Origin of the sequence: Paractinoplanes globisporus DSM 43857 (assembly GCF_000379645.1) — a bacterium.
Classification (GTDB): Bacteria; Actinomycetota; Actinomycetes; order Mycobacteriales; family Micromonosporaceae; genus Actinoplanes; species Actinoplanes globisporus.
In genome coordinates, this window is the sequence record NZ_KB903356.1 from 143,276 (window position 1) to 155,836 (window position 12,561).

A 12,561-nucleotide genomic window follows, 5' to 3' on the forward strand; every position below is an offset into this window, starting at 1 on the left:
ATAACGGCTCGGCTGCGTGGTTCGACCGGTTCTTGCTGCTCCCGGGAACCCTGTGAAATCGTATGTTGGTGGATCAAGAGGGGCTGGACCCCAACTTCTCGGCCACCGCCTCCGTGGCCGGGGACCGTGCCGTGGTGACCGTGACCGGCGAGGTCGACATGTCGACCGCCGACGCTATGTTCCGGGCCGCGACCAAGGACGACGCTTCCGCGGCGACGCTCGACCTGCGCGAGGTCACCTTCTTCGACTCGGCCGCCATCCACGCCCTGCTCCAGCTGGCCGAGTTCTACGGCGACGACCGGCTGCGGGTGCTGCCCTCGACCCAGGTGCGCCGGGTCCTGGAGATCTCGGGCCTCTCCGCGCAGCCCTGGCTCATGGCCGAGGGTTGATCTCCCGCCGCAGGGTGACCGTCGTGCCGCCCGGCCCGCGGGAGACCGCCAGGTCGGTCAGCGCCCCGATCAGCGCCAGGCCACGGCCACGGAATCCGCCGTCGGCGGCCGGCCGCCAGGTCCCGGTGTCCCGCACGGTGACCAGCACCGCGTCGTCCTCGATCGAGGCCTCGACGGTGATCAGTTCCTCGACCGGGTCGATCGGGTGCTCGATCGCGTTGGCCGCTGCCTCGGAGACCGCCACGGTCAGGTCGAAGACGTCCGCCTCCGGTACGCCGTGCCCGGTGAGGAAGTCGTCGAGGCGCCGGCGCAGCACGCTCAGCCGGGTCGCGTCGGCCGGCATCCGCAGCACGAACTCCCGCGGCTCGGTGGCCTGGACCGCGATCAGCGCGATGTCGTCCCGCCGGGTGCGGCCGGCCGCCTTGGCCAGCAGCGCGTCGAGCAGATCCTCGACGTGGTCGGCCGGTTTCGCGGCGTCCTCGATGAGCTCGGCGAGACCGAAGTCGATGCCGGCCGCGCGGTCCTCGACCAGCCCGTCGGTGTAGAGCAGCAGCCGGCCGCCCGGGACGAGCTCACCCTCGAGTGTCGGATAGGTGACCGCGGCCAGTGCCCCGATCGGGGGACCGAGCGCGGACCCGTACAGGAACTCGCCCGGCCCGCCCGGGCGGATCAGCACCGGCGACGGGTGCCCGGCCGACGAGTAGTGCAGCTGCCCGGTGGCCGGGTCGAAGCGCACGCAGACCACGGTCGCGAACTGGCGGCGGCCCAGGTTGTCGACGAGGCGGTTCAGGCGGCTGAGCGCCTCGCCGCAGTCGAAGCCCTCGAGGATGTACGCCCGCAGCGCGTTGCGCAGCTGCCCCATGACCGCCGCCGCCGGCACGCCCTTGCCGACCACGTCGCCGATGACCAGGAACAGCCGGTCGCCCGGGACGGCGATCACGTCGTACCAGTCGCCGCCGACCTCGGCCTCGCTGCTGCCCGGCAGATAGCGGCTGGCCACGATCGCGCCCGGCACCCGGGGCAGCGACTGCGGCAGCAGGCTGTGCTGCAGCGTGCTGGCGATCCGGTGCTCCGTCTCGTAGAGCCGGGCGTTCGCGAGACGCAGCCCGATCAGGCGGGCCAGCTGGGTGAGCACGGCCGGCTCGGTCGGCCCGGCCGGGCCCGACCAGACGCGCAGCTCGCCGACGCTCGCGCCGGACGTGTCCGGCAGCGCCATCAGCACGTCCGGCGCCGTGCCGGCCGCGCCGCCACCGTCCACCTCGGCCCGTCCGCCGGGCGCGGTCACCACCACCCGGCCGGCGCCGGTCATCGCCAGCACGTGCCGGGCGGCCACGTCGAGCACCTCGGCCGTGGTGCGCACGGTGCTCACCGCGGCGGCCGTGTCGACCAGCCCGCGCAGCCGGCTGATCACCAGGCGGCGGGCCTGGCCGAGGTCGAGGTTCGCCCGCACCCGCGCGGTCAGGTCCTTGGCCGAGAACGGCTTGACCAGGTAGTCGTCGGCGCCGGCCGCCAGTCCCTCGCCGGACGCCTCCTCGCCGGCCCGCGCCGAGAGCACCACGATCGGCACGTCGCGGGTGCGCTCGTCGGCCCGCAGCGCCGCGATCAGCTCGAAGCCGTCCATCCGCGGCATCATCACGTCGGTCAGCACCAGGTCGAAAGCGTGCTTGCCGGCCAGCTCCAGCGCGTGCCGACCGTCGACGGCGGTGGTCACCGCCCAGTGCGGGCGCAGCAGCCGGGCCACATGGTCGCGCAGGTCGGCATTGTCGTCGACGAGCAGGATCTGGCCGCGCCCCAACACCGGCGCCGGGGACTCGACGGCGGGCTCGTCCCGCAGCCACGAGTACGCCTCCTCCAGGAAGAGGCGGGAGTTCGCGTCGGAGACGATCAGGGCGGCGTCGCCGGCGGGCCGGTCGGAGGGCAGATGGGCCGTGCCGAACGGGACGCGCACCGTGAAGACGCTGCCGTGCCCCAGCTCGCTGATCACCTCGACCGCGCCACCGTGCAGCTCGGCGAGCTCCCGCACCAGCGCGAGGCCGATGCCGGTGCCCTCGTGCGTCCGCGCCCACGCCCCGGTCACCCGGTGGAAGCGGTCGAACAGCATCGGCTGCTCGTCGGCCGGCACGCCCACCCCGGTGTCGCGCACGGTCAGCACCGCCTGCCCGCCGGACGCCGAGACCCGCAGCTCGATCGTGCCGGCCGGGGTGAACTTGACCGCGTTGGAGAGCAGGTTGAGGACGATCTTCTCCCACATCTCGCGGTCGACGTACACCGGTCCGGGCAGCGGCGGCGTGTCCACCACCAGCTCCAGCCGGGCCCGCTCGGTGGCCGAGCGGAAGGTGCTGGCCAGCCGGGCCGTGTAGCCGGCCAGGTCGGTCGGGCGGTAGTCGGCGCGCATCCGGCCCGACTCGAGGCGGGAGAAGTCGAGCACGGTGTTGACCAGCTTGAGCAGGCGCATCCCGTTGCGGTGCATGGGCAGCAGCCGTTCCCGTTCGGCCGCCGGGACCGCCGGGTCGACGAGCAGGTCCTCGAGCGGGCCGAGGATCAGCGTCAACGGCGTACGGAACTCGTGGCTCACGTTCGAGAAGAAGTTGGTCTTCGCCTGGTCGAGCGCCGCGAGCTGCGCGACCCGGGCCCGCTCCAGCTCGAAGGCGCGCATGTTGGCCACCGCCCGGGAGATCTGCGCGACCGCGAGCTCGAGGAAGTCGCGATAGGACCGATCGAGCGCGAGCTGCCGGCTCACCCCGGCGACCAGCGCGCCGGCGACTCCGGTGCCGACCACGACCGGCAGCACCAATGCCTCGTCGGCCGCGGTCGGCGGCGGCTCGGTGATCTCCCGCAGCGGTATCGTGCCGCCGCGCCCGCTCAGAGCCGCCTCCCGCACCCGCGGGGGCATCTCGGCCGAGTCGAAGATCAGCCGGGCGAACGGTACGTCGGCCGTGTTCTCGCCGAGCACCTCGGCCGCCGCGGCGGCCAGGGCGGTCTCGTCCGGCGAGTCGGCCAGGCGCGAGCCGAGGGCGCTCAGCGTGCGCCCCCGCCGCTCGCCGATCACGCGGAACGTCTTCTCGCTGACGATGCAGAAGAGACCGCTGACCACGCCGTCGGCGCGGCGGATCGGGTCGTAGGAGACGTCGAAGTAGGTCTCCTCGAGAAACCCGTGGCGCCCCAGGATGAACATCTGGTCGGTGCCGACGTAGGAGCTGTTGCGCTCGCGCACCCCGTCGAACAGCCCCTCGAGCAGGGACCAGGCCTCGGCCCACATGAGACGGGCCGGCTGGCCGAGAAACGCGGGGTGCTTGCCGCCGGCCACCGGGATGTAGGCGTCGTTGTAGAGCCCGCAGTAATCCGGCCCGTGAAAGACGATGATCTGCGCGGCCGAGGCCATCATCGTGGCGACCGAGGTGGCGAGTTCCTCGGGCCATGTGTCGGGCGGGCCGAGCGGACTGCTCTCCCAGTCCATCTCCAACATCCGCCGTCCCATCTCACCGCCGCGCTCGAACGCGGTGATCAGAGGGGGAGGGATGCCCATGCGGGGCACCGTAACACCGGTCACACCGACAAGCTTCACAACCTCTTTCGGGTACGAGGTCAGGCGGCGATCGCGATCGGCTGGACGCCGGCGCGGAGGGCGGCGGCCTCGGTCAGGGCGGCGAAGACGCGCAGGTCGGGAGTGCGTTCGGGGTGCCACTGGACGCCGAGGGCGAACGCGCGCTCCGGGTGCTCGATGATCTCGATGACGCGGTCGTCGGGGCACCAGCCGACGGCGTCGAACGAGCCCGGCTTGTCGACCGCCTGGTGGTGGAACGAGTTGACCGTGAGGTGCGAGCCGAGCAGGGCGTGCGCGCGCGAGCCGGCCTGCACCACGACATCGTGCCGGCCGTACGCGGAAGCGTCCGCGGCCAGCGGGTCGGTGCCCGAGGCCGCCCGGTGCCGCTCGTTCCCGATGATGTCGGGCAGGTGCTGGTGCAGGGTGCCGCCGCCGACCACCGCCATCACCTGCATGCCCCGGCAGACCCCGAGCACCGGCAGATCGGCGTCGAGTGCCGCCCGCATGAGCATCAGCTCGGCGTCGTCGCGGGCCGGGTCGACGTCGGTCTCCGGATGGCGCTCGGCCCCCCAGTACGCCGGGTCGATGTCCCCGCCACCCGCGAACACGATCCCGTCCAGCGACTCGATCACGTCGGTGCCGGGGTCGTCGGGGGTGATCAGAACGGCCCGGCCGCCGGTCGCGTGCACGGCCCGCACGTACGTCATGGGAAGCATGCCCGCCATGACGTCGTTGCTGCCGTACTGCACCTGCTGGGCGTACGCGGTCAAGCCGATCAGGGGCCTGCGCATGCGGTGATGTCCTCCTCGTGGGTGCGCTACTTCGTCACGTTCGGCACGGCGACGGCCGACGCTTAGCGCTGGTGTGGCGATGACGGGTCTCAGCGGGCGGCCTCCACGAGCGCGCCGAACAGTCGCCGGTCGCGCACGACCTCGGGATGCCACTGCACCCCGAGCACGAACCGGCGGGCCGGGTCCTCGATCGTCTCGGGCACGCCGTCCTCGGTGCGCCCGGTGATCGTGAGGCTGCCGGGGTCGGCCACTCCCTGATGGTGGTAGCACTGGATGGCGACGTCGTCGCCCATCAGCGCGGCGATCCGGCTGCCCGGCTCGAACCGCGCCTCCTGCTCGCCGTAGACGCCCGGCGCCGGCCGGTGCTTCTCGTGACCGAGCCGGTCGGGCAGGTGCTGGTGCAGCCGGCCGCCGGCCGCGACCGTGAGCAGTTGCATACCCCGGCACACGCCGAGGAGGGGGAGGTCGATCTCGAGCGCCCGGCGCGCCAGCAGGAACTCGCCCTCGTCCCGCTCGGGGTGCGACTCGGTGAGGGGCTCGCGCTCGGCGCCGTACCACCGCGGCTCCAGGTCGGGCCCGCCCGCCAGGACGAGCCCGTCGAGCGCGGTCAGCACGTCCGCGTCCTCATCGTCGGGGGGCAGGAGCACGGCCCGCCCGCCGGCCTCGCGCACCGCCGCGACGTAGTCGTACGGGACCAGCGCCGACGGCAGGTCGTGCCACACTCCCCAGCTTGCGGGCAACACATAGCTCGTGATGCCGATGATCGGACGCATCGCTCCACCGTAGCCAGCTCATGTTTCAGTTCGAGTCGCCCACTCGGCCGATCTCGTCCGCCTCCGGCCCGACCCCCTAGCCCCGCCCGGCAGCCGGCGCCGCCCGACAGGGGGTCCCCGATCGAGGGCGTCCGACAGGCGCGCGGCGTCGCCCGACAAGGACGGCGCCGCACCAGGGCCCGTCTGTCCCACCAGCGCGAGCGGCATGGCCCCTGCCGGCGGGGATTCGACCCCTGCGCCCGTTGAGCTGGACGTATGTAGGTCGGTGCCCACCGGGCCCGGTGCTCAAACATCACAATGGAGTTACATAAGCCCCGGTGATGCCGCCGTCGACCACGAACTGCGACGCGGTCATGAAGGACGCGTCGTCGCTCGCGAGGAACGCCACGGCCGCCGCGATCTCCTCCGGCTCGGCGAACCGGCCCATCGGTACGTGCACGAGCCGGCGCGCGGCCCGTTCCGGGTCCTTGGCGAACAGTTCCAGCAGCAGGGGCGTGGCCACCGGCCCGGGGCAGAGCGCGTTGATCCGGATTCCCTCGCGGGCGAACTGCACGCCCAGTTCCCGGGTCATCGCCAGCACCCCGCCCTTGCTCGCGGTGTAGGCGATCTGCGAGGTCGCGGCGCCGAGCAGGGCCACGAACGAGGCCGTGTTGATGATCGAGCCCTTGCCCTGCCGCTGCATGTGCGGGATCGCGTACTTGCAGCAGAAGAAGACCGAGGTCGTGTTGACCTTGAGGACCCGCTCCCAGGCCTCGATGCCGGTGACCAGGATCGAGTCGTCGTCGGGCGGCGAGATGCCGGCGTTGTTGAACGCGATGTCGACCCGCCCGTAGCGTTCGGCGACGCCGTCGAAGAGCGCCCTGACTTGCTCCTCATCGGACACGTCGCAGGCCACGAACTCGCCGCCGACCTCGGCGGCCGCATCTCCACCCGATTTATCCGAAATGTCAACACAGACCACCCGAGCGCCCTCGGCCGCGAACCGGCGGGCGGTGGCGAGCCCGATCCCACTGCCGGCGCCGGTGATCACGGCGACGCGGTCCTGCAAACGATCCACTTATTCTCCCGAGGCTAGGAACACGTTCTTGACGTCGGTGAAGCCGTGCAGCGCGTCCGGGCCGAGCTCGCGGCCGAGACCGGACTGCTTCATGCCGCCGAACGGGGTCCAGTACCGCACCGAGGAGTGGCTGTTGACGCTGAGCGCGCCGGTCTCCACGGCCCGCGAGACGCGCAGCGCCCGGCCCAGGTCGCGGGTCCAGAGCGAGCCGGACAGGCCGTACTCGGTGTCGTTGGCCAGCCGGACCGCCTCCTGCTCGTCGCGGAACGGCAGCACCGACAACACTGGGCCGAAGACCTCCTCGCGCCAATGCCGGTCGCCGGGCGAGTGGGCGAGCAGCACCGTCGGCGGGAACCACCAGCCGTCCCCCTCCGGGGCATTTCCGACAAACGCGACATCGGCGCCCTCGACGTAGGACGCCACGGTGGTGCGGTGGGCCGCGGAGATCAGCGGGCCCATCTCGGCGGCCGCGTCCGACGGATCCTGCACCCGGAATGCCCGGACCGCCGGCTCCAACAGGGCGAGGAACTTGTCGTACACCGATTCCTGCACCAGCAGGCGCGACCGGGCGCAGCAGTCCTGGCCGGCGTTGTCGAAGACCGACGCGGGGGCGGCGGCCGCCGCCTTCTCCAGGTCGGCGTCGGCGAAGACGATGTTGGCGCTCTTGCCGCCGAGCTCGAGGGTCACCCGCTTCACCTGGTCGGCGCAGCCCGCCATGATCGATTTGCCGACCTCGGTCGAACCGGTGAAGCAGACCTTGCGTACCGCCGGGTGGGTGACGAACCGCTGCCCGACGATCGAGCCCTTGCCCGGGACGATCTGGAAGACGCCCTCGGGCACGCCGGCCTCGAGCGCCAGTTCGCCGAGGCGGATCGCGGTGAGCGGGGTGAGCTCGGCCGGCTTGAGGACGACCGTGTTGCCGGCCGCGAGAGCGGGGGCGAAACCCCAGCCGGCGATCGGCATCGGGAAGTTCCACGGGACGATGATGCCGACCACGCCGAGCGGCTCGTGGAACGTCACGTCGAGACCGCCGGCGACCGGGATCTGCTTGCCGATCAGCCGCTCGGGCGCGCCCGCGTAGTAGTTGAGCACGTCCCGGACGTTGCCGGCCTCCCAGCGCGCGTTGCCGATCGTGTGGCCCGCGTTGCGCACCTCGAGGTCGGCGAGCTCGTCGAGGTGCTCCTCCACCACGGCGGCGAAGCGGCGCAGGAGCCGCGCCCGCTCGCCCGGAGCGACCGCCCGCCAGCCGGGAAAGGCCCGCTGAGCGCGGTCGATCGCCTGGTCGACCTCGGCGAGCCCGAGCGAAGGGACACTGGTCAATACCGTCCCGGTGGCCGGGTTGATCACGTCAGTGGTCACGCGGAGAGCCTTTCACATTCGTTCGAAACCGCGGCGCAACTCCCAGTCGGTCACGGCGGCGTCGAAGGCCGTCAGCTCGACCTGGGCCATGTTCGCGTAGTGGCCGACCACGTCCGGCCCGAACGCCTCCTGGGCCGTCGAACTGCCGAGCCACAGCTCCTGTGCCTCCCGCAGGGTCGCCGGCACCCGCCCCGCGGTGGCGTCGTCGTACGCGTTCCCGGTGAACTCCGGCTCCAGCTCGAGCTCGTTCTCCAGGCCATGGATCGCCCCCGCCACCAGCGCGGCGATCGCGAGGTACGGGTTCACGTCCCCGCCCGGCACCCGATTTTCCACCCGCATGCCCTGGCCGTGGCCGGCCATCCGCAGCGCGCACGTGCGGTTGTCGACGCCCCAGCGCAGCGCGGTCGGCGCGAACGAGCCGGGCTGATAGCGCTTGTACGAGTTCACGTTCGGCGCGAAGAGCAGGCTGAAGTCGCGCATCGTGGCGAGCAGCCCGGCGAGCACCCGCTGCCCGACGACGCTGAGGTGGCCCGGCCCGTCGCCGAGCATCGCCGAGCGGCCGTCCGCCCCGCGGAGCGAGAAGTGGATGTGGCAGGAGTTGCCCTCGCGGGCATTGGGCTTGGCCATGAAGGTGAGCGCCATGCCCTCCTGCGCGGCGATCTCCTTCGCGCCGTTCTTGTAGATGACGTGGTTGTCGGCGCAGGTCAGCGCGTCGGCGTAGCGGAACGCGATCTCGTGCTGGCCGTAGTTGCACTCGCCCTTGGCGCTCTCGGGCTGCAGGCCGGCGCCGTACATCTCGTTGCGGATGCGGCGCAGCAGCGGCTCGACCCGGGCCGTCCCGAGCATCGAATAGTCCACGTTGTACTGGTTTGCCGGGACCAGATCGCGGTAGTTCTTGTCGAACGCCTGCTCGTAGCTGTCCTTGTAGAGCACGAACTCGAGCTCGGTGCCGGCGAACGCGGTGAGCCCGTGCGCGGCCAGCCGGTCGAGCTGGCGCCGCAGGATCTGCCGGGGCGAGGCGTAGACCGGCTCGCCGCCGACCGTGAACAGGTCGGCCAGGACCATGGCGGTGGCCGGCTGCCACGGCACCCGGCGCAGCGTGCCGAAATCGGGCCGCATCACGAAGTCGCCGTAGCCGCTGGACCAGGAGGACATCGCGTAGCCGTCCACCGTGTTCATGTCGACGTCGACCGCGAGCAGGTAGTTGCACCCCTCGCTGCCGCCGGTGGCCACGTCGTCCATGAAGTAGCGGCCGTGCAGGCGTTTGCCCTGCAGGCGCCCCTGCATGTCGGTCAGGGCCAGCAGCACCGTGTCGATGCTGCCGTTGCCGACCGAGACGTCGAGCTCCTCGAGGTCCATGCACCAGTCCTATCGCAGGAGGCTGACAATTTCCGGGGGACGGGCGTGCGCCCGTCCCCCGGTCACTGCAAATGATCATTCAGTCGGAAGCGTCGGCTCGCCCTGGGCGGCCTGGTCGAGCACGTTCTGGCGCGGACCGGTGAACCAGTTCTTGGCGCTCGCGAACCACCAGATCGCCGCCGCGCCCACCACGACCGCCACGGCGACGATCGTGTAGTTGAAGGTCGTGGCGTTGATCGGGCTGGCGGTGGGCAGGACGAACAGCACGCAGATGATCACGACCCAGACGATCGCGATCCAGCCGACCGGCGCGCTCCACTTGCCGAGGTTCCACGGCCCCGGCTGGAAGTCCGGGTTCATCCGCCGCAGGAACACCGGCGCCACGTACGCGACGTAGAGCCCGATGACGGCGATCGAGGTCGCCGCCAGGTATGCCGTGGTGTTCCACAGCGAGGGCAGCACGATGATCGTCGAGAGCGTCACGCAGAGCCAGATGGAGTTGGTCGGCGTGCCCGTACGCGGATTGACCTGCTTCCAGATCCGCGAGCCGGGCAGCGCGCCGTCCCGCGAGAACGCGTACGACATCCGCGAGTTCGCGGTCACCGACGCCATCCCGCAGAACCACTGCGCCACCATGCAGATGAAGACCAGGAACGTGCCCGTGTTGTGGCCGGCCGCATCGATGAAGATCTGCGCGGGCGGCAGGCCGAGCGCCGTGGTCCGTTCCGCCTCGTAGTCCTGGATCGACCAGGTGATCGCGAAGAGCAGGACGAAGCCGGCGATCACCGAGACCACCACGGACAGCACGATGCCGCGCGGCGCGGCCGTCGACGCGTCGTGGGTCTCCTCGGCGACGTGCGCCGAGGCGTCGTAGCCGGTGTACGTGTACTGCGCCATCAACAGCCCGATGAGGACCGCGTAGACGCTCGCCCCGGCGAAGGTGAAGCCGGTGGCGTTGTGCACTTCGAAGAACACATCGCCGAGCGACTTGTGCTGGTCGGGCAGCACGGCCAGCAGCACCACGATCACGGCCACGCCGACCAGGTGCCACCAGGCGCTGACGTCGGAGAGCAGCTTGACGAGGTTGACGCCGAACGTGTTGAGCAGGCCGTGCACGATGATGATCACCAGGAAGATCAGGAACGTACGGGCCTTGGTGACCTCCATGTCGAAGGTCAGGCTCAGGAACGCCGACGTGGTGATCGCCGCGCCGAAGTCGATGGCCGCCGTGACCGCGACCTCGCCGAGGAAGTTGAACCAGCCCACGAACCAGGCCCACGCGGCCTTGTTGCGTTTGGCCAGCGCCGCGGCCCACCAGTAGAGGCCGCCGGCCGTGGGATAGGCCGAGCAGACCTCGGCCATGGCCAGCGCCACGAAGGTGACCATGATGCCGACGAAGAGCCAGCCGAGCGTGATCGCGATGGGCCCGCCGGCAGTCATGGCGATGCCGTACGACGTGATCGCACCGGCCAGAATGGAAATGATCGAGAAGGAGACCGCGAAGTTCGAGAAGCCGGAGAGTCGGCGGTGCAGCTCCTGCTGATAGCCGAGTTGGGCCAGGCGTTCTTCGTCGGTGCTGGGTGCTGGGTTGACGCTCATTGCGACTCCCTTGACCGAGGGGTTGCTGTGACCAGGGTCACCGCTGCCGTGATGATCTCCCCCGGTTGTTACGCACGTCAATGATCAACGGTTAATTCCGTTGCCGGTGGCACGGGCGGACCGCCACACTCGTAGACAGATCAGACAACGCAAGCCCTCGGCAGGCTTCGCGCTCAGGGGCTGTCAACTCGCCCCTGTCCCGCGGCGGTGCGGGGCGCGGTCACCTCTCTCACGTGCGGCTTCGCCGCGCCCGGCGCCCGCCCCGCACCGCCGCCATAAACATCGAGGCCACGCCTCGGTCGGACCTTTTGTCCGAAAAATCTCCAGCGACGGTACTAGAAATAACCGCGTCTCGGGCATAGCATTTCTGGAGTCGGCCACGCACAGCCGACACGCAACTGGCACAGACCCTGAGTTGGCAGAGGAGGACGAGATACCGCAGCAACGCGAAATCACAACGTCCCCGACCCGACAAGAGGTGATCGCAGCCGATGCCCATCACTCAGGCCGTCCGCTAGCGGCACGCAGACGGACGACCTCATGCGCCGACGACGGTCGGCATCAGAATTGAACAGCCAGGGCCCCGGTTACCCGCCGGGGCCCTGGACTGCGCCCCCGCGGTTTTGAAGGCAACAGCGTTAATCCTGGAAGACCTATACCCGAACCCCCGGGAAAGGACCGATGAGCTTCACCTTCGATGACGCCGACTACCCGGCGTACACGATGGGCCGGGCCGCCGACATGATCGGCGTGACGCCGGCCTTCCTGCGCAGCCTCGGCGCCGCGGGCCTGATCGCGCCCGAGCGCTCGACCGGCGGCCACCGCCGCTACTCGCGCCACCAGCTCCAGCTCGCCGAACGCGTGCGCCAGCTCCTCGACGAGGGCATCCTGCTCGCCGCCGCCTGCCGCATCGTCACCCTGGAAGACCGCCTGGCCGCGGCCCACCGCCGCATCCTCGAGCTGGGCGGCGTCCTCACCGCCGAGGACGACGTCGACACCCCGACCCCCACCGCGCCCGCCGCCTGATCGGCCACCGCGGCGACGGCCGCGCCCGCGCCGTAAGCGACATCAGCCCACCCGGCGCACGATCGCGAGCAGCGACTCCTCCACGTCCTCGATCGGGCGCTCCGGCTGGAAGACCAGCCAGTCGACCGCCACCACCAGCCCCACGCCGAACAGGGCCGCCGACGCCACCCGCACGTCGAGGTCGGCCGGCAGGTCGCCGGAGTCGACGCCGGCCTGGACGGTCTCGGCGATCACCCCGATCGCCTGTTCGCGCAGCAGGATCAGGGTCTGGTGCCACTCGCGGTTGGTGCGCCACATCTCGGAGAGCAGCAGCTGGGCGAACGCCCGGTACCGGCGGATGTACTCCAGCTGGGTGCGCACCAGGGCGCCGACCGCCTCGCGCGGCGGCAGACCCTTCACCGCCTCCCGGAAAGCGTCGGTGAGCAGGCCGATCCCGTGCCGCAGCAGCTCCTCGAAGAGGTCGTTCTTCGACTTGAAGTTGTAGTAGACGGTGCCCTTGGCGACCTTGGCCCGCAGCGCGATGTCGTCCACCGTGGTCGCCGAGAAACCCTGCTCGGCGATGAGCTCGACGGCCGCCTCGTACAGACGCTGCCGGGTGTCGACGCGCCGCCGGCTGCGCCCGTCCGTCACCGCCCCGTCTCCCGTCACGACCTCAAGTCCATCA

General features: G+C 70.9%; 10 protein-coding genes. 2 read left to right on the forward strand and 8 right to left on the reverse strand.

Annotated features, from left to right (window positions below):
• The first annotated feature begins 62 nt into the window (after positions 1 to 62).
• Complete coding sequence (locus tag A3CQ_RS0146895) at positions 63 to 389, forward strand: STAS domain-containing protein (protein ID WP_020517912.1); 327 nt, start codon at positions 63 to 65, stop codon at positions 387 to 389.
• Here A3CQ_RS0146895 and A3CQ_RS0146900 read toward each other — a convergent pair.
• The 7 genes from A3CQ_RS0146900 to A3CQ_RS0146930 form a co-directional block, all read right to left on the reverse strand.
• Entirely contained in the window at positions 373 to 3,915 is a 3,543-nt protein-coding gene (locus A3CQ_RS0146900) for a SpoIIE family protein phosphatase (protein ID WP_020517913.1), read from the reverse strand. The genes A3CQ_RS0146895 and A3CQ_RS0146900 overlap by 17 nt on opposite strands.
• A 59-nt stretch (positions 3,916 to 3,974) precedes the next feature.
• Positions 3,975 to 4,724: a gamma-glutamyl-gamma-aminobutyrate hydrolase family protein gene (locus A3CQ_RS0146905; RefSeq protein WP_020517914.1), complete on the reverse strand. Its 750-nt coding sequence runs from the start codon at positions 4,722 to 4,724 to the stop codon at positions 3,975 to 3,977.
• An 89-nt stretch (positions 4,725 to 4,813) separates the two neighbouring features.
• Positions 4,814 to 5,497, reverse strand: coding sequence for a gamma-glutamyl-gamma-aminobutyrate hydrolase family protein (locus A3CQ_RS0146910; RefSeq protein WP_020517915.1), 684 nt, complete (start codon positions 5,495 to 5,497; stop codon positions 4,814 to 4,816).
• Between the two features lie 292 nt (positions 5,498 to 5,789).
• Positions 5,790 to 6,554 carry a 3-oxoacyl-ACP reductase gene (locus tag A3CQ_RS0146915; protein WP_020517916.1) on the reverse strand — a complete coding sequence of 255 codons (765 nt, stop codon included), beginning with the start codon at positions 6,552 to 6,554 and terminating at the stop codon, positions 5,790 to 5,792.
• Positions 6,555 to 7,913, reverse strand: coding sequence for an aldehyde dehydrogenase family protein (locus A3CQ_RS0146920; RefSeq protein WP_020517917.1), 1,359 nt, complete (start codon positions 7,911 to 7,913; stop codon positions 6,555 to 6,557).
• A gap of 12 nt (positions 7,914 to 7,925) precedes the next feature.
• Complete coding sequence (locus A3CQ_RS0146925) at positions 7,926 to 9,272, reverse strand: glutamine synthetase family protein (RefSeq protein WP_020517918.1); 1,347 nt, start codon at positions 9,270 to 9,272, stop codon at positions 7,926 to 7,928.
• A 75-nt stretch (positions 9,273 to 9,347) separates the two neighbouring features.
• Positions 9,348 to 10,871: an amino acid permease gene (locus tag A3CQ_RS0146930; RefSeq protein WP_020517919.1), complete on the reverse strand. Its 1,524-nt coding sequence runs from the start codon at positions 10,869 to 10,871 to the stop codon at positions 9,348 to 9,350.
• A 681-nt stretch (positions 10,872 to 11,552) separates the two neighbouring features.
• Between A3CQ_RS0146930 and A3CQ_RS56485 the strand changes: the two genes are divergently transcribed.
• Positions 11,553 to 11,897 carry a MerR family transcriptional regulator gene (locus A3CQ_RS56485; protein ID WP_020517920.1) on the forward strand — a complete coding sequence of 115 codons (345 nt, stop codon included), beginning with the start codon at positions 11,553 to 11,555 and terminating at the stop codon, positions 11,895 to 11,897.
• Positions 11,898 to 11,939: 42 nt separating this feature from the next.
• Here A3CQ_RS56485 and A3CQ_RS0146940 read toward each other — a convergent pair whose 3' ends face one another.
• Positions 11,940 to 12,527: a TetR family transcriptional regulator gene (locus A3CQ_RS0146940; RefSeq protein WP_020517921.1), complete on the reverse strand. Its 588-nt coding sequence runs from the start codon at positions 12,525 to 12,527 to the stop codon at positions 11,940 to 11,942.
• Between the last annotated feature and the right edge of the window lie 34 nt (positions 12,528 to 12,561).

Excerpts from the sequence above, each read along its gene's own strand:
- A3CQ_RS0146895 (WP_020517912.1), top strand. The coding sequence starts at position 63 with ATGTTGGTGGATCAAGAGGGGCTGGACCCCAACTTCTCGGCCACCGCC.
- A3CQ_RS0146900 (WP_020517913.1), bottom strand. The coding sequence starts at position 3,915 with ATGGGCATCCCTCCCCCTCTGATCACCGCGTTCGAGCGCGGCGGTGAG.
- A3CQ_RS0146905 (WP_020517914.1), bottom strand. The coding sequence starts at position 4,724 with ATGCGCAGGCCCCTGATCGGCTTGACCGCGTACGCCCAGCAGGTGCAG.
- A3CQ_RS0146910 (WP_020517915.1), bottom strand. The coding sequence starts at position 5,497 with ATGCGTCCGATCATCGGCATCACGAGCTATGTGTTGCCCGCAAGCTGG.
- A3CQ_RS0146925 (WP_020517918.1), bottom strand. The coding sequence starts at position 9,272 with ATGGACCTCGAGGAGCTCGACGTCTCGGTCGGCAACGGCAGCATCGAC.
- A3CQ_RS0146930 (WP_020517919.1), bottom strand. The coding sequence starts at position 10,871 with ATGAGCGTCAACCCAGCACCCAGCACCGACGAAGAACGCCTGGCCCAA.
- A3CQ_RS56485 (WP_020517920.1), top strand. The coding sequence starts at position 11,553 with ATGAGCTTCACCTTCGATGACGCCGACTACCCGGCGTACACGATGGGC.